This is a genomic window from Promicromonospora citrea (assembly GCF_013004695.1).
GTDB classification, from domain to species: domain Bacteria; phylum Actinomycetota; class Actinomycetes; order Actinomycetales; family Cellulomonadaceae; genus Promicromonospora; species Promicromonospora citrea.
This window is the reverse complement of sequence record NZ_JABEMG010000050.1, coordinates 15,061-30,497: the sequence shown is the minus strand read 5'-3', so window position 1 is coordinate 30,497 and position 15,437 is coordinate 15,061. Positions and strand designations below refer to the sequence as shown.

Below are 15,437 nucleotides of genomic sequence, written 5' to 3'. Positions count from 1 at the left end.
CCGGCCGCCTCGCCCTCGCGCGCGCCCAGGTCGCGGCGCGGTACGGCGTGAGCCGACGGCGCGCGGACACCGCGGCGCCGCAGGTCGCCGAGACCGTCGCCGCGGCGGCCGACCTGCCGCGCTCGGTGCTCGACGTCCAGCTCTCGCACCGGTCCGTGCGCCGGTTCCTGCCGCGCCCGCTCGCGTCGTCGGTGCTGCCGACGCTGGTGGCGGCGGCGCAGTCCGCCCCGACGTCGTCCAACCTCCAGCTCTGGAGCGTCGTCGCGATCACCGACCCCGCCCGGCTCGCGCGCGTCGCGCGCCTGTGCGGCGAGCAGGAGCACGTCCGCGACGCGCCCCTGCTGCTCGTCTGGGTGGCGGACGTCGCCCGCGTGCGCGCGCTCGCCGCCCGCCGGGGCAGGGCCGTCCCCGCGACGGGCTACCTCGAGACGACGGTGGCGTCGTTCCTCGACGCGACGCTCGCCGCGCAGAACGCCGTCGTCGCCGCCGAGTCGCTCGGGCTGGGCACGGTCTACCTGGGCAGCGTCCGGGACGCTCCCGAGGCGCTGGCCGCGGAGCTGCGGCTGCCGCGCGGGGCGGCGCCGGTCGTCGGCCTCGTCGTGGGGCATCCCGACCCGTCCTGCCCCGGTCGGGTGAAGCCGCGGCTGCCGCAGGCGGCCGTGCTGCACCACGAGACCTACGACGTCGAGCGCCAGCTCCGCCCCGTGGCCGCCTACGAGCGGCGCATGGTCGACTACTACCGCGGCGAGGGCCTCGAGGGCGGCTGGGTCGCGCGCGCACTGGCGCGCCTGCGCGGCAACGGTTCGTTGCGGGGCCGCGAGCACCTGCGCTCCGCCCTCACCGCGCTGGGCCTGCCGTCCTGGTAGGACGCCGGGTGCCCGGACGCGACGGCAGGGCCGGTCCGACGACGGACCGGCCCTGCCGCACGTTCCCGGGGCTCAGCGCCCGACGACGTCCGCCACGTGCGCGAACCAGCTCTCCCTGCCGCCGCCGTCGTACCCGACGGAGTTGAAGTACTCCCACCCGAACACGCCGCCGAAGTCGGGGTGGCGTGCCACGAGCGTGCCGACGGTGGCGTCGAAGGTCGGCCAGTCGACGTAGCCGCCGCAGTTGGCGGGGTTGGTGACGGTGCCCGCGACGACGCGACCGGGCGTGAAGCCGTTGGCCAGGATCTGGTCGTACACCGTCGTGGAGCCCAGGTCGCCCCAACCGCAGTAGAACTGCGTGTTGTACCAGTCGATCCGGTCGCCGGCGCGCCGCTCCAGCTCGGCGTAGGAGAACCCGCCGGAGAAGCTCGTGCGACCGGCCATGTCGGTGGCCACGGGCGTGAGCGTGACGACGAAGTCGTCCCCGAAGTCGGCGCGCAGCGTGTCGACGAGGTGGATCGTGTCCTCGAGCGAGAACGTCTCCTCGATGTCGAGGTCGACGCCGTCCAGGTCGTACGTGCGCAGGAAGTCGCGCAGCACGGGGTAGAAGCGGTCGAAGTCCTCGCGCAGGTAGCGGTACGTGCCGGGCGCCGCGCCGCCGAGGAACGCGCTGACCGTCACGCCCTGCTCCTGCATCGTCGCGAGGTCCTGCCACATGACGTCGAGCTCGGGGTGGTCGGCGGGGATGTCGTTGACCGTGAGCGTGGCATCGGCGTTGAGGTGGATCGCGCCGACGTTGACGTCGGTGACGGAGCCCAGCAGGGGCTTGGGGTCGACGTACCGGCGCACGCCGTCCGAGCCGGTCTCGTAGATGGTCTGGTAGAAGGCCAGGACGCGGTGCGAGGCGTCGGTGGGGGAGGACGCGGCGGGACCCGCCGCGGCGGTGAGGGCGAGCAGGCCTGCCGCGAGGGCGGCGCCGAGTCGGGCGAGCGAGCGGGACGTCATCGTGGGCTCCTTCGGTGTCCGGTGCTGTCCGGGTGCCGGCGGCGCTAAAGCGCTTTAGGGCACGAGCCGACGCTAGCGACCGGATTCACCCGCAACAAGACCCCGGGCGCGGTCGTGCGGGGATCCCTGACACGGCCGAGGCCGGGACCCCCGTGGGGCCCCGGCCTCGGCAGGTGTCAGCGCAGCGGATCAGGCGGCGACGGCGGCGCGCAGCTTGGCGCCGAGCTCCTCGTCGACGTTGGTCCAGTACTGGAAGAAGCGCTCACGGATGTCGTCGATCGTGATCGAGCGGCCCTGACCGGTCAGGGTCTCCAGCAGACGGGCCTTGGCGCCGTCGTCGTAGACCTCGCGGTACAGGATGCCCGGCTGGACGAAGTCGCCGTCCTCGCTGTGCAGCGTCGCCGCCGTGCGGACCAGCTCGCCGTCCGACGCCCAGGCGCCGTCGTGCCCGCGCGCCGGGTCGGCCACCGGGCCACCGAACGAGTTCGGCGCGTAGTTCGGCATGCCGACGTCGGTGAAGTGGTGGCGCTGGGAGCCGTCCTGCGAGTAGTTGTGCACCGGCGCGGCGTGCGGCTGGTTCACCGGGACCGACTGGTAGTTGGTGCCCACGCGGTAGCGCTGCGCGTCCGGGTAGGCGAACACGCGGGCCATGAGCATCTTGTCGGGCGAGATGTCGGTGCCCGGCACCTGGTTGGCCGGCGACAGCGCGATCTGCTCGATCTCGGCGAAGTGGTTGCGCGGGTTGCGGTTCAGCGTGAAGTGGCCGAAGTGGATCAGCGGGTAGTCCGCGTGCGGCCAGACCTTGGTCAGGTCGAACGGGTTGTACCGGTAGGTCTTGGCGTCCTCGTACGGCATGACCTGGACCTTGATGTCCCACGTCGGGTGGTCGCCGCGCTCGATCGCCTCGTACAGGTCGCGGCGGTAGTAGTCGGCGTCCTCGCCCGCGATCCGGGCGGCCTCGTCGTTGCTGAGGAACTTCACGCCCTGGCGGGAGATGAAGTGGTACTTGACCCAGAACTTCTCGCCCTCGGCGTTGGTCCACAGGTAGGTGTGCGAGCCGTAGCCGTTCAGCTCGCGCCACGAGGCCGGGAGGCCGCGGTCGCCCATGAGGTAGGTGACCTGGTGCGCCGACTCCGGCGACAGGGTCCAGAAGTCCCACTGCATGTCGGCGTCGCGCAGGCCCGACCACGGCAGGCGCTTCTGCGAGTGGATGAAGTCCGGGAACTTGATCGCGTCGCGGATGAAGAACACCGGCGTGTTGTTGCCGACGATGTCGAGGTTGCCCTCGGTGGTGTAGAAGCGCAGCGCGAAGCCGCGCACGTCACGCCACGTGTCGGGGGAGCCCATCTCGCCGGCCACCGACGAGAAGCGCAGGGCGACCTCGCCCTGCGCGCCCGGCTGGAAGGCCGCGGCACGCGTGTAGCGCGAGACGTCACCCGTGATCTCCCACTCGCCGAAGGCGCCGCCGCCCTTGGCGTGCACGATCCGCTCCGGGATGCGCTCGCGGTTGAACTGGGCGAGCTTCTCGACCAGGTAGCGGTCGTGCAGGACGGTCGCGCCGTCGGCGCCGACCGTCAGCGAGTGGGCGTCGCTCGCGACCGGCGTGCCGGTCTGCGTGGTGGTGAAGGGGGTGGTCATTCAGACGTGCCTTCCTGTGTGCTGCTGGAGGGTTCTTACGGGGTGCGTGACACGGTCAGCGGCACCGGGGGCACAGCCCCCAGTACGTGACCTCCGCCGTCTCGACGGCGAAGCCGTTGTCGTCGCTCGGGGTGAGACACGGCGCGTGGCCGACGGCGCAGTCCACGTCGCCGATCGCTCCGCACGAGCGGCACACCACGTGGTGGTGGTTGTCGCCCGTGCGGCGCTCGTAGCGCGCGGGGTGTCCTGCGGGCTCGATCCGGCGCAGGAGGCCCGCGTCGGTCAGGGCGTGCAGCACGTCGTAGACGGCCTGGACCGACACGGTGCCCAGCCGGGCGCGGACGGAGCCGAGGACGTCGTCGGCCGTCGCGTGGCGGGTCTCCTCGAGTGCGTGGAGCGCCGCCGTGCGCGTCGCGGTGACGCGCAGCCCGGCGCCGCGGAGGAGCTCCTCGGGCGGGAGCGGGGCTGTCGACGTCATGACCAGCACCCTAGTCGCTGATCTGGAATCATTCCAGTGAGCGGGACCTCACAGTCGGCCGCCTGGCACGGTCGTCGGCCGCCCTGGTATCGTGTACGTACGACCGACCCGGTGAGAGCCGGGTGCGCAAAGTGGATCCCATCCCACCCGAGTCACGACAGCGTGCCGCGAGGCACCGACAGAGGCCGGGTCCGGTCGGGTGCAGAGGCTCGTCATCGAGCTGACGCACCCTTCTCGTGATGGCCTCCACCTGTGTTCAGGGCGGGGGCCATTCCTCGTTCCTGGTGGTCAATCAACGACTTCTGAGGAGCATCACCATCACCGAGCCTCGCATCAACGACCGGATCCGTGTCCCCGAGGTCCGTCTCATCGGCCCTGGCGGGGAGCAGGTCGGCGTGGTTGCCACGGCGGTCGCCCTGAAGCTCGCCCAGGACGCTGACCTCGACCTCGTCGAGGTCGCGCCGGACGCCCGCCCGCCCGTCGCCAAGCTCATGGACTTCGGCAAGTTCAAGTACGAGTCCGACATGAAGGCGCGAGAGGCGCGGCGCAACCAGGCGAACACGGTCCTCAAGGAGATCCGGTTCCGCCTGAAGATCGACCCGCACGACTACGGCACCAAGAAGGGCCACGTCGAGCGCTTCCTCTCGGCCGGCGACAAGGTCAAGGTCATGATCATGTTCCGCGGCCGCGAGCAGTCGCGCCCGGAGATGGGCCGTCGCCTGCTGGAGCGTCTCGCGGAGGACGTGTCGGAGCTCGGCTTCGTCGAGTCGATGCCGAAGCAGGACGGCCGCAACATGACCATGGTCCTCGGGCCGGTCAAGAAGAAGGCGGACGCCAAGGTGGAGCAGCGCAAGCGCGCCGCCGAGGTCAACGCCGGCCGGATGACCAAGTCGGAGGCGAAGGCCCAGGCCCGTGCGGCCGAGGAGCCCGAGCCCGCCGAGGAGGCCGTGGCAACGGCGCCCGAGCAGTCGGCGGTGACGCCCGAGCCCGCCGCTGAGCCCGTGGCGACGCCGGAGCCTGCTGCGGCGACGCCCGAGCCGGCCGCCGAGACGCCCGAGCCCGCTGCGGCGCCCGAGCCTGCTGCGCCGAAGCCCGCCGCGAAGCCCGCGGCGTCCGCGACCCCGAAGCCTGCCCCGGCCCCCAAGCCGGCGCCCAAGCCCGTGGCCCCCAAGCCGCGTGCCCCGCGCAAGGCCGGCTGACCAGACCACACGACACCGGACCGGCGCACCGGTTCGGTACACGTCACCGCTCCCGCAGCGGTCGACCGACATGAGGAGAGACGGCAGTCATGCCGAAGAACAAGACGCACTCCGGTTCCAAGAAGCGGTTCCGGGTCACGGGTAGCGGCCGGGTCATGCGCGAGCAGACCAACGCGCGCCACTACCTTGAGCACAAGTCCAGCCGTCGCACGCGCCGTCTGGCCATGGACCAGGTGGTCTCCCCGGCCGACGTCAAGAAGATCAAGAAGCTGCTCGGCAAGTGACCTCGGCGCGCGCCTGACCGGGCGCCGCACGGAACCCTTCCAGCACCGAAGTACAAGGAGTCTCACGTGGCACGCGTGAAGCGGGCGGTCAACGCCCAGAAGAAGCGCCGTACGACCCTCGAGCGCGCCGCCGGTTACCGCGGCCAGCGCTCGCGCCTCTACCGCAAGGCGAAGGAGCAGGTCACCCACTCCCTCGTCTACGCGTACCGCGACCGCAAGGCGCGCAAGGGCGACTTCCGCAAGCTGTGGATCCAGCGCATCAACGCTGCGTCCCGCGCGCAGGGTCTGACCTACAACCGCCTCATCCAGGGCCTGAAGGCCGCTGGTGTCGAGGTCGACCGCCGCATGCTCGCCGAGCTCGCGGTGAACGACGTCGCGGCGTTCAACGCCCTCGTCCAGGTCGCCAAGGACGCGCTGCCGGCGGACGTCAACGCCCCGGCCGCTGCCTGAGGTTGAACGACATCCCGGACGCCCGGACGGTGCCGTCGCCTGACGTGACGCTCGCGAACCCGCGAGCCGACAGGGTCAGGCACGTACGTGCACTGTCCGGGCGTTCGGCGCGCTCGCGGCACGGTCAGTACCTCGTCGAGGGGCCGCAGGCCGTGCGCGAGGCGGTCCGTCACGCGGCCGCGTCCGTCCGCGACGTCTATCTCACGCCCGCGGCCGCGCAGCGGTACACGGAGATCGTCGACGACGCCCGCGCCGCCGGGCTCTACCTGCACCTCGGCACGCCCGAGGTGCTGGACGCGATGAGTTCCGACGCGCAGGGTGTGCTCGCCGTCCTGCGCGCGGGTGCGCGCACGCTGGCCGAGGCGCTGGCCGAGGCGCCCGCCGCGCGCGGCCCGGAGCGGGCGGGCCGGCCGCTGCTCGTCGCCGTGCTGGCCGCCGTGCGGGACCCCGGCAACGCGGGCACCGTGATCCGGGCGGCCGACGCGGCGGGCGCGGACGTCGTCGTGCTCGCCGGGGCGAGCGTCGACGTGCACAACCCCAAGGTGGTGCGCTCGACCGCGGGGTCGCTGTTCCACCTGCCGGTCGTCTCCGGCGTCGGCCTCGACGAGGCGCTGGCCGCGCTGCGGTCGGCCGGCTGCCAGGTGCTGGCCGCCGACGGCGCGGGGTCGCACGACCTCGACGACCTGCTCGACGCCGCGGGCTCCGGCGGCGTCCCGGACCTCGCCGCGCCGACGGCCTGGGTCTTCGGCAACGAGGCCTGGGGCCTGCCCGAGGAGGACCGCGCCCTCGCTGACGCCGTCGTACGCGTGCCGATCCGCGGCAGGGCGGAGTCCCTCAACCTGGCCACCGCCGCGACCGTCTGCCTCTACGCGAGCGGCCGCGCCCAGCGCTGAGCCGCGCCGCCCGAGGCGCCCCGGTGCCCGGTGCCTTCGCCCTCGACGACGACGCCGTGCGCTGGGTGCCCGCCGTCGGCGGTGACACCTGCGTGCGTGACCGCGCGGTGCGGCAGGGGAGGCCCCAACCCCTAGGATCGTGCCGTGCGGTTGTTCACGGCGGTCGTCCCGCCCCCGGACGTCCTTGACCACCTCCAGCTCGCCGTCGACGGCGTCCCGGCCACCCCGCGGTGGGTCCCTCGGGAGAACCTGCACATCACGCTCGCGTTCTACGCCGACCTGCCCGCCGGAACGGTGCCGGAGCTGTGCGAGGACCTGGCGGCCGTCGCGCGCAAGCACGGTCCGGTCGACCTGCGGCTGCGCGGTGCCGGCTCGTTCGGCGCGCGCGTGCTGTGGATCGGTGTCGACGGCGGTACCGACGCGCTGCGGGACCTGGCCGCCGACTGCCTGGCGGCCTCGCCCCGGGAGGTGCCCGACGACGTGAAGCCGCACCGCGCGCACCTCACCGTCGCGCGGGCGCGCGCGGGGCAGGTGCGTCCGCCCCGCGGGCGGGACCGCTGGGGCAAGCGGTCCGGGGGCGAGCCGCGCTCGGCGCTCGAGCCGGCTGCGCAGGCGCTGTCGGTCTACGCCGGTCCGTCGTGGACGGCGGACACGTTCGCACTGGTGGAGTCGCACCCGGGCGAGGGCCCGCAGGGCGGCCCGCGGTACGACGTCGTGGAGACGTGGTCGCTCGAGGGGTGAGGCGCACCAGAAAAAGTGTGCCAAGCATCGCCCAGTGGTCCGGCGATGCCGTTGCCCGGTCAGGACGGGGCATGGAATGATGGGCGCATGCAGCCGTTGACCCGCCGATTTACGCAGCCCGCCACGGGCTGCGCGGCGACCGCTGCGCGCGGGCACTGAGTTGCCCTGTGGACGACGCGTCCTGAGCCCTGGCGGGCACCTAGACTGCAGATGCCGGCACGGGTCCCCGGGAGGGACCGGAGCCGGCTCCCGAATCCGCCAGGAAGGCAAGCATGTCCACGCCCGAAGAGAAGGCACCCATCGATCCGCTCGACGAGGCGGCGCTCGACGCCGCGGTCAAGGCCGCCCTCGACGACATCGCGCAGGCCGGCGACCTCGACGCGCTGAAGGCCGTCCGCACCCAGCACACCGGGGACCGCAGCGCCCTGGCCCTCGCCAACCGGGGGATCGGCGCGCTGCCCGGCCCCGACAAGGCCAGGGCCGGCAAGCTCGTCGGCCCGCGCCGCGGCCGGATCAACCAGGCGATCGCCGCGCGCCAGGCGGAGCTCGAGGCCGAGCGCGACGCCCGCGTGCTGGTGGAGGAGACGGTCGACGTCACCCTCCCGGTCCAGCGCACGACGACCGGCGCGCGCCACCCGATCGAGCTCGTCCAGGAGCGCATCGCCGACTTCTTCGTGGGCCTCGGCTGGGAGATCGCCGACGGCCCCGAGGTCGAGGCCGAGTGGTTCAACTTCGACGCGCTGAACTTCGGCCCGGACCACCCGGCGCGGCAGATGCAGGACACGTTCTACGTCGCGGGCTCCGGCGGCGCCGAGTCGAACCTCGTGCTGCGCACCCACACGTCGCCCGTGCAGGCGCGCTCGCTGCTCGAGCGCGGCGTCCCGCTGTACGTCGCGTGCCCGGGTAAGACGTTCCGCACCGACGCGCTGGACCAGACGCACACGCCCGTCTTCCACCAGGTCGAGGGCATCGCGGTGGACAAGGGCCTGACGATGGCCCACCTCGTGGGCACGCTCGACGCGTTCGCGCGCGCCATGTTCGGCCCCGAGGCGCGGACGCGCCTGCGTCCTGCGTTCTTCCCGTTCACCGAGCCGTCCGCCGAGATGGACCTGTGGTTCCCGCAGAAGAAGGGCGGCGCCGGCTGGATCGAGTGGGGCGGCTGCGGCATGGTCAACCCGAACGTGCTGCGCGCGGCCGGGGTGGACCCCGAGGAGTACACGGGCTTCGCGTTCGGCATGGGCATCGAGCGCACGCTCATGCTGCGCCACTCGATCGCGGACATGCACGACATGGTGGAGGGCGACGTGCGCTTCTCCACCCAGTTCGGGACGGAGATCTGAAGTGCCCCTCATCGTGAAGGACTGGCTGGCGGACCACGTCGAGCTGCCCGCCGACCTCACCGCAGAGCAGCTCGCGGCCGACCTCGTGAAGGTGGGCCTGGAGGAAGAGGAGATCCACCCGGCGGCCGTCACCGGCCCGCTGGTGGTCGGCCGTGTGCTGGAGCAGACGCCCGAGCCGCAGAAGAACGGCAAGACCATCAACTGGTGCCGGGTCGACGTCGGGCCGGAGCACAACGACGACGAGGGCGCCCGCGGCATCGTCTGCGGCGCGCACAACTTCGGTGTCGGCGACTACGTCGTGGTCTCCCTGCCCGGCACGGTGCTGCCCGGCCCGTTCGAGATCGCGGCCCGCAAGACCTACGGGCACGTCTCGGACGGCATGATCTGCTCGGTGCGCGAGCTCGGCATCGGCGACGACCACGACGGCATCCTCGTGCTCACCCGCAACGGCTTCGCCGCCGAGGACCTCACGCCCGGCCAGGACGCCATCGCGCTGCTCGGCCTGGGCGAGGAGGTCCTGGAGATCAACGTGACGCCCGACCGCGGGTACGCGTTCAGCTACCGCGGCGTGGCGCGCGAGTACGCCCACTCGACGGGCGCGACGTTCACCGACCGTGGCCTGCCCACGGGCGCCGAGCCGGCCCCGACGGCCGACGGCTTCGCCGTCCGCGTGCAGGACGCCGCGCCGATCAACGGTGTGGTCGGGTGCGACCGGTTCGTGACGCGGATCGTGCGCGGCGTCGACCCGTCGGCGCCGACGCCCGCCTGGATGAAGCACCGCCTCGAGGCCTCCGGCATGCGGTCGATCTCGCTCGCGGTCGACGTCACGAACTACGTCATGCTCGACCTCGGCCAGCCGCTGCACGCCTACGACCTCGCGAAGGTCGCCGGGCCGATCGTCGTCCGGCGCGCCGTGGCGGGGGAGCGGCTCACGACGCTCGACGACGTCGACCGCGCCCTCGACCCCGAGGACCTGCTCATCACCGACTCGCCCGACGGCGACGGCAGCCGCGTGCTCGGCCTGGCCGGCGTCATGGGCGGCGCCTCGTCCGAGGTGAGCGAGACCACGACGGACGTGCTCGTCGAGGCGGCGCACTTCGACCAGATCACCGTCGCGCGCACGTCCCGCAGGCACAAGCTCTCCAGCGAGGCGGCCAAGCGGTTCGAGCGCGGCGTCGACCCGCTGCTGCCGCCCGTCGCGGCGCAGCGCGTGGTCGACCTGCTCGTCGAGCTGGGCGGCGGCACCGCCGACCCGGCCGTGAGCGACCTCGACGACACCGCGGCGGCCCTGCCGCGGCCCATCGAGCTCAAGGTCACCGAGCCCACGCGCCTCGTCGGCGTCGAGTACACGCCCGAGCAGGTGCGCGGCACGCTCGAGGAGATCGGCGCCACGGTCGAGCCGGCGGGCGAGGGCGTGCTGACGGTCACCCCGCCCACGTGGCGGCCCGACCTCACCGGCCCGGCCGACCTGGTCGAGGAGGTCGTGCGCATCCAGGGCTACGGCCAGGTGCCGTCGGTGCTCCCGTCCGCCCCGGGCGGGCGAGGGCTGACGCCCGAGCAGCGCACGCGCCGCTCGGTGGCCCGCGCGCTGGCCGAGTCCGGGTTCGTCGAGACCCTCAGCTACCCGTTCGTCGGCCCGGCCGAGTACGACGCACTGGGCCTCCCGGCCGACGACGAGCGGCGCGTGTCGCTGCGCCTCGCCAACCCGATGGCCGACGACAAGCCGCTCATGCGGACCACCCTGCTCGCCACGCTGCTCGACACGGTGCGGCGCAACGTGTCGCGCGGCCTGACCGATCTCGCCGTGTACGAGGTCGGGCTGGTCACCCGGCCCGCGACCTCGAACCGGCCGGGCAACGCCTGCAGCACCCGCAGCACGGTGCGGGCGCGGAAGCCCGACCCGACGATCCCGACCCGTGCCCTGCGCTCCTGTGCGTCCACGGGCGCCGACGCTACGCGATCACGCGGCGGCGGCGGCGACCTGTCCGGCCTCGGTGGTCTCGCGGCGGCTGATCCGCCACCACGCGACGAAGCCGACCAGGGTGAACACGCCGTAGACGACGTACATGAGCGCCGTGGCCCAGTACCCCGCGGAGAACAGGAGCGGCACGCCCACCAGGTCGACGGCCACCCAGATGAGCCAGAACTCGACCCAGCCCTTGGCCATGCCGTAGGTCGCGAGCACCGAGCCCACGAAGATCCAGGCGTCCGCCCACACCGGCTCGTACGAGCCGAGCGCGCGGAAGAGCGGGGTGAGGAGGAGCGTGCCCGCGACCATGCCGGTCACGAGGCCGATCCGTGCGCGCCACGAGGCCCACGCCGGGTGCACCGCGACGGTGCCGACGCCGCCCATGCGCTGCGTCTGCCGCCAGCGGTACCAGCCGTAGACCGAGACCGCGATGAACATGATCTGGCGCCCGGCCTGGCCGAGCATGTCGGCGCGGCCCGCGTCGCCGAACCAGGAGCCCATGAACACGGTGAAGAGCAGGACGTTGCCGACGATGCCGACCGGCCACGCCCACACCTTGCGGCGCAGGCCGCCCAGCGCCGACGCGAGCCCGAACAGGTTGCCGACGACCTCGCGCCAGTAGATCTGCTGGTCGGCGACCAGGAACGTCGCGTCGTACGCGGCGCGGAACCAGTCCATCTCTCATCCCTCCGAAGTCCGCACACGGGACTCCGGGGTGAGGTCGGCGCGCCACGACGGCGCCGACGACGGCGCCGCCGGTGACCGGCGCGCCGCACGTGCTTCCTCCCATCCGGACTTTCACCGTCGGTCCTGGAGTTCCACCAGGTCAACCGGGTTCCCCTCGCGAGGAGACCCGGGTCGCGGACTGTCACCGCCGGCTCGGAATTTCACCGACCCCGGAGCACGTGTGCCACTGCTGCTGCACGATGTCTAGCGGAACACAGGATGCCACGTCGGCATTCCCGGCCTGTCCGGGGGATCCCGGCTCAGGCGAGCGCGTCGCGGACGGCGCGGGCCACCTCGTCCGGACCGGCGCCGCCGTCGACCACGGTGACGACCACGCGGCGGCCCGCCGGCGCGGGCGCGTCGGGCGCCGGTGCGGCGGAGGTGCCGAGCACGGCGGCGCGGCGCAGGTCCGCGAACGCCTCCTCGAGCTCCGGGCGCAGGTCGAGCGACGGGGTGCGCAGCCAGCGCCGCAGGATGGCGTTGTGCACGGCGACGACCGACGCGGCGAACGCGATGGACGCCGTCGACGTCGAGCGCTCCGGCGGCAGGGTGTCGCGCAGGTAGTGGGTGAACGCCCGCTCGTAGCGGTGCGTCGTGATGAGCTCGCGGTCCCGCAGCGCGGGTACCTGCTGCAGCAGGTGGTACCGGGCCAGCGAGGTCTCGCGCTGGCCGACGTGGTGGTCGAACACCATGCGGGCCGCGCGGCACACCTCCAGGTACGGGTCCACCTCGGGGTCCCAGGCCCTGCCGAGGTCGTGCCCGGCCTCCTCGCTGGCCCGGGCGTCGGGCCGGGTGGCGGCCAGCATGACCACCACCTCCTCGAGGAGCAGCTCGTGGTCGGCGAAGACCACGTCCTCCTTCGAGCGGAACCGGCGGAAGAACGTGGCGCGGCTGACCTTCGCGGCGTCGGCGATCTCCTCGACGGTGGTCCCCTCGTACCCCTGCCGGGTGAACAGGTCCACCGCAGCGTCGACTGCCTGCGCGTGCGTGTGGGTACGGACGGCGGTCATGCCAGGCAGGCTACCGCGTGCCCCCTGGCCCCCGTGAAGAGTCCTTGAACGAACCGTGACCTGCGTGGCGCTAACTTTCCTCGGGCGGGATCCGGCCCGAGTGGAGTCTGCGCAGGTAGCGCACCTCGCGGACGGCCATGAGAAGGCCGATCACACCCGGCACCGCCGCCCACGGATGGCCGAGGATCACCCCCACCAGGCACACGAGGAGCACCACGCCGCCGCCCACGACGGTCGCCAGGCTGCCCCACCGGATGCCGGTCACGGGCCTGAGCGTAGTCTGCGGGTCGTGACAACGACCGCACCCCGCCCTGTCGTCGACGTCTACGTCGACCCCACGTGCCCCTTCGCCTGGATCACGTCCCGCTGGGCCCACGAGGTGGCCGCCGTCCGCGACGTCGACCTCACGTTCAAGCTCATGAGCCTCTACCTGCTGAACAAGGACCGGGACATCGCCGAGGACTACCGGGCCCGCATCGAGCGCTCGCGCGGGATCGGCCGCGTCGCCGCGTCCGTCCAGACCGACCACGGTCCCGACGCCTTCTCGGCCTTCTACACGGCTGCGGGCACCCGCATCCACAATCAGGAGGACAAGGACCTCGACGCCGTCGCCGTCGCGGCGCTGGCCGAGGCGGGCCTGCCCGCCGAGCTCGCGCAGGCCGCGACGTCCGACGCCTACGACGCGGCGCTCGCCGCCTCGCACGAGGCCGGCATGAAGCCCGTCGGCGACGACGTCGGCACGCCGACGATCCACGTCGACGGCGTCGCCTTCTTCGGCCCCGTCCTCACGCGCATCCCGCGCGGCGAGGAGGCGGGCGCGCTGTTCGACGCCTCCGTGGCGCTCGCGCGGTACCCGTACTTCTACGAGATCAAGCGGTCGCGCACCACGTCCCCCCAGTTCGACTGACCCGATCCACCGGCACCAGAGGAACCATGACTCTCGACCTGCGCATCTTCACCGAGCCCCAGCAGGGCGCCACGTACGACGACCAGCTCGCCGTCGCCCAGGCGACCGAGCGGCTGGGGTTCAGCGCGTTCTTCCGCTCCGACCACTACCTCGCCATGGGGGACAGGGACGGGCTGCCCGGCCCCACCGACTCCTGGGTCACGCTCGCGGGCATCGCCCGGGAGACGTCGACCGTCCGCCTCGGCACGCTCGTCTCGTCGGCGACCTTCCGCCACCCGGGCGTGCTCGCGATCCAGGTCGCCCAGGTGGACCAGATGTCCGGCGGCCGCGTCGAGCTCGGTCTCGGCACGGGCTGGTTCGCCGCCGAGCACGCCGCGTACGGCATCCCGTTCCCCGACAAGCGGTTCGGCCTCCTCGAGGAGCAGCTCGAGGTCGTCACGGGCCTGTGGAACACCCCGGTGGGCGAGACGTTCTCGTACTCGGGCGCGCACTACCAGCTGACCGACTCGCCCGCGCTGCCGAAGCCCGTCCAGCCGAGGATCCCCGTGCTGGTCGGCGGCGGCGGGCCGCGGCGCACGCCCGCCCTCGCCGCGCGGTTCGCCGACGAGTACAACCAGTCCTTCCCCGCGATCGCCGACATCGGCCCCCGCATCACGGTCATCGAGCAGGCCCTGGCCGACGCCGGCCGCGAGCCCGGCTCGCTCGTCCAGTCGGTGGCGCTCGTGGCCGCCGTCGGCCAGGACGAGGCCGAGTTCACGCGGCGCGCCGCGGCGATCGGGCGCGAGCCCGCCGAGCTGCGCGAGCACGGCATCGCCGGGACCGTCGGGGAGGCCGTCGACCGGCTCAAGGCCCTCGAGGCCGAGGGCGTCCAGCGCGTCTACCTCCAGGTGCTCGACCTGGCGGACCTCGACCACCTCGACCTGTTCGCGCGCGAGGTGCGCCGCCAGCTCGGCTGACCTTCCGGTCATTCGGCGCGACCCGGTCCCACGGCGGGCCGGGTCGCGCCGACCTTCCTAGGGTCGGCACCATGCAGCCCCTGACCCGTGCCGTCCGCGCCGCGCTCGCCGCGACCGTCCTGACCGCGCAGATCCTGGCCGCCGGAACGTTCGTCGCGGGTCCCGGCGCCGCCGTCGACCACCGCCGCGGCCCCGACCCGACCGACGCGAGCGTCGAGGCGCCGCTCGGCCCGTTCGACGTCGCGTCCCTGGTCGTCCCCCGTGCCGAGGCCGTCGGCTACGGCGGGGGCACCGTCCACTACCCCACGGACACGGCGGAGGGCCGCTTCGGTGCGGTCGCCGTCGCGCCCGGGTACAGCGCCACGCAGGCCTCGGTGGCCTGGCTCGGCCCGCGGCTGGCCTCCCAGGGTTTCGTCGTCGTCACGATCGACACGCTGAGCACGGGCGACGCGCCCGGCCGCCGCGGCGACCAGCTCCGCGCCGCCCTCGCGCAGCTCGACGACCTGCCCGTCGTCGCCGACCGCGTCGACACCGCGCGGCGCGCCGTCATGGGCCACTCGATGGGCGGCGGCGGAAGCCTCGAGGCCGCCAAGGACGACCCCGCGCTGCGGGCGGTCATCCCGCTCGCGCCCTTCAGCGCCGACAAGACGTTCCCCGAGGTCACCTCGCCGACGCTGGTCGTGGGTGCGCAGGACGACGTCGTCGCGCCCGTGCGCAGGCACGCCGAGCGGTTCTACGAGACCCTCCCCGCCGACGGCGACAAGGCCTACCTCGAGCTGCGCGGCGCCACCCACTCGGCGCCCACGGTGCCGAGCACCACGATCGCGCGCTCGAGCATCGCGTGGCTCAAGGTCCACGTCGACGGCGACGACCGCTACCTGCGGTTCCTGTGTCCGCCGCCCGCCGTCGACGAGGAGGTCAGCGAGTACCGCAGCAGCACCTGCTGAGGGCGGGCCGGTAAGATCCGCGCGACGC

Annotated in this window: 16 protein-coding genes, 1 pseudogene and 1 riboswitch; of the genes and pseudogenes, 11 read left to right on the top strand and 6 right to left on the bottom strand. The window is 73.2% G+C overall.

All coding sequences use genetic code 11. The features are described from left to right. Nucleotides 1-866: NADPH-dependent oxidoreductase (locus HLB15_RS11590; protein ID WP_212759771.1), on the top strand; the 866-nt coding region annotated here is incomplete at its 5' end. Between the two features lie 72 nt (nt 867-938). Here the strand turns inward: HLB15_RS11590 and HLB15_RS11585 are convergent. The 3 genes from HLB15_RS11585 to HLB15_RS11575 all read right to left on the bottom strand — a co-directional run bounded on the left by HLB15_RS11585 (nt 939) and on the right by HLB15_RS11575 (nt 3,987). Beyond that, nucleotides 939-1,871, bottom strand: a complete 933-nt coding sequence (locus tag HLB15_RS11585) for a glycosyl hydrolase family 18 protein (protein ID WP_171105757.1) — start codon at nt 1,869-1,871, stop codon at nt 939-941. Between the two features lie 189 nt (nt 1,872-2,060). Further along, nucleotides 2,061-3,509 carry a catalase gene (locus HLB15_RS11580; protein ID WP_171105755.1) on the bottom strand — a complete coding sequence of 483 codons (1,449 nt, stop codon included), beginning with the start codon at nt 3,507-3,509 and terminating at the stop codon, nt 2,061-2,063. 55 nt (nt 3,510-3,564) lie between these two features. Continuing rightward, nucleotides 3,565-3,987 (bottom strand): Fur family transcriptional regulator, encoded by a 423-nt coding sequence (locus HLB15_RS11575; protein WP_171105753.1) that lies wholly within the window; start codon nt 3,985-3,987, stop codon nt 3,565-3,567. Nucleotides 3,988-4,226: 239 nt separating this feature from the next. Between HLB15_RS11575 and infC the strand changes: the two genes are divergently transcribed. The 7 genes and pseudogenes from infC to pheT form a co-directional block, all read left to right on the top strand. After that, entirely contained in the window at nt 4,227-5,186 is a 960-nt protein-coding gene (infC, locus tag HLB15_RS11570; protein ID WP_171105751.1) for a translation initiation factor IF-3, read from the top strand. A gap of 89 nt (nt 5,187-5,275) precedes the next feature. After that, entirely contained in the window at nt 5,276-5,470 is a 195-nt protein-coding gene (rpmI, locus tag HLB15_RS11565) for a 50S ribosomal protein L35 (protein WP_171105749.1), read from the top strand. 66 nt (nt 5,471-5,536) lie between these two features. Beyond that, on the top strand, nt 5,537-5,920 hold the full coding sequence (gene rplT / locus HLB15_RS11560) for a 50S ribosomal protein L20 (protein WP_108490904.1): 384 nt from the start codon (nt 5,537-5,539) through the stop codon (nt 5,918-5,920). A gap of 29 nt (nt 5,921-5,949) precedes the next feature. Continuing rightward, a complete protein-coding gene (locus HLB15_RS11555) occupies nt 5,950-6,813 on the top strand; it encodes a TrmH family RNA methyltransferase (protein WP_311979572.1) in 864 nt (287 codons plus the stop codon). 144 nt (nt 6,814-6,957) lie between these two features. Then, complete coding sequence (thpR, locus tag HLB15_RS11550; RefSeq protein ID WP_171105747.1) at nt 6,958-7,554, top strand: RNA 2',3'-cyclic phosphodiesterase; 597 nt, start codon at nt 6,958-6,960, stop codon at nt 7,552-7,554. Between the two features lie 272 nt (nt 7,555-7,826). After that, a complete protein-coding gene (gene pheS / locus HLB15_RS11545) occupies nt 7,827-8,894 on the top strand; it encodes a phenylalanine--tRNA ligase subunit alpha (protein WP_171105745.1) in 1,068 nt (355 codons plus the stop codon). A gap of 1 nt (nt 8,895) precedes the next feature. Beyond that, nucleotides 8,896-10,735 (top strand): annotated as a pseudogene (gene pheT / locus HLB15_RS11540) (phenylalanine--tRNA ligase subunit beta); the annotation flags it as partial. Nucleotides 10,736-10,854: 119 nt separating this feature from the next. Here pheT and pnuC read toward each other — a convergent pair. The 3 genes from pnuC to HLB15_RS11525 form a co-directional block, all read right to left on the bottom strand. Beyond that, nucleotides 10,855-11,541 carry a nicotinamide riboside transporter PnuC gene (gene pnuC / locus HLB15_RS11535; RefSeq protein ID WP_171105762.1) on the bottom strand — a complete coding sequence of 229 codons (687 nt, stop codon included), beginning with the start codon at nt 11,539-11,541 and terminating at the stop codon, nt 10,855-10,857. A 94-nt stretch (nt 11,542-11,635) separates the two neighbouring features. After that, nucleotides 11,636-11,772, bottom strand: a riboswitch (FMN riboswitch). Between the two features lie 77 nt (nt 11,773-11,849). Beyond that, nucleotides 11,850-12,599 carry a TetR/AcrR family transcriptional regulator gene (locus HLB15_RS11530; protein WP_171105743.1) on the bottom strand — a complete coding sequence of 250 codons (750 nt, stop codon included), beginning with the start codon at nt 12,597-12,599 and terminating at the stop codon, nt 11,850-11,852. 70 nt (nt 12,600-12,669) lie between these two features. Next, nucleotides 12,670-12,864 carry a hypothetical protein gene (locus tag HLB15_RS11525; RefSeq protein WP_171105742.1) on the bottom strand — a complete coding sequence of 65 codons (195 nt, stop codon included), beginning with the start codon at nt 12,862-12,864 and terminating at the stop codon, nt 12,670-12,672. Nucleotides 12,865-12,888: 24 nt separating this feature from the next. On the opposite strand from HLB15_RS11525, the gene HLB15_RS11520 reads away from it, so the two are divergent. From HLB15_RS11520 to HLB15_RS11510, 3 genes are all read left to right on the top strand, one after another. Then, on the top strand, nt 12,889-13,506 hold the full coding sequence (locus HLB15_RS11520) for a DsbA family protein (protein WP_171105740.1): 618 nt from the start codon (nt 12,889-12,891) through the stop codon (nt 13,504-13,506). Between the two features lie 26 nt (nt 13,507-13,532). Next, nucleotides 13,533-14,462, top strand: coding sequence for an LLM class F420-dependent oxidoreductase (locus HLB15_RS11515; protein WP_171105738.1), 930 nt, complete (start codon nt 13,533-13,535; stop codon nt 14,460-14,462). Between the two features lie 71 nt (nt 14,463-14,533). Beyond that, nucleotides 14,534-15,409, top strand: coding sequence for a poly(ethylene terephthalate) hydrolase family protein (locus HLB15_RS11510; protein WP_171105736.1), 876 nt, complete (start codon nt 14,534-14,536; stop codon nt 15,407-15,409). Nucleotides 15,410-15,437 lie beyond the last annotated feature (28 nt).

Coding starts and splice junctions, on each gene's coding strand:
- HLB15_RS11510 (WP_171105736.1), top strand. CDS start 14,534: ATGCAGCCCCTGACCCGTGCCGTCCGCGCCGCGCTCGCCGCGACCGTC.
- infC (WP_171105751.1), top strand. CDS start 4,227: ATGGCCTCCACCTGTGTTCAGGGCGGGGGCCATTCCTCGTTCCTGGTG.
- HLB15_RS11585 (WP_171105757.1), bottom strand. CDS start 1,871: ATGACGTCCCGCTCGCTCGCCCGACTCGGCGCCGCCCTCGCGGCAGGC.
- pheS (WP_171105745.1), top strand. CDS start 7,827: ATGTCCACGCCCGAAGAGAAGGCACCCATCGATCCGCTCGACGAGGCG.
- HLB15_RS11530 (WP_171105743.1), bottom strand. CDS start 12,599: ATGACCGCCGTCCGTACCCACACGCACGCGCAGGCAGTCGACGCTGCG.
- HLB15_RS11580 (WP_171105755.1), bottom strand. CDS start 3,509: ATGACCACCCCCTTCACCACCACGCAGACCGGCACGCCGGTCGCGAGC.
- rpmI (WP_171105749.1), top strand. CDS start 5,276: ATGCCGAAGAACAAGACGCACTCCGGTTCCAAGAAGCGGTTCCGGGTC.
- pnuC (WP_171105762.1), bottom strand. CDS start 11,541: ATGGACTGGTTCCGCGCCGCGTACGACGCGACGTTCCTGGTCGCCGAC.
- HLB15_RS11575 (WP_171105753.1), bottom strand. CDS start 3,987: ATGACGTCGACAGCCCCGCTCCCGCCCGAGGAGCTCCTCCGCGGCGCC.
- HLB15_RS11515 (WP_171105738.1), top strand. CDS start 13,533: ATGACTCTCGACCTGCGCATCTTCACCGAGCCCCAGCAGGGCGCCACG.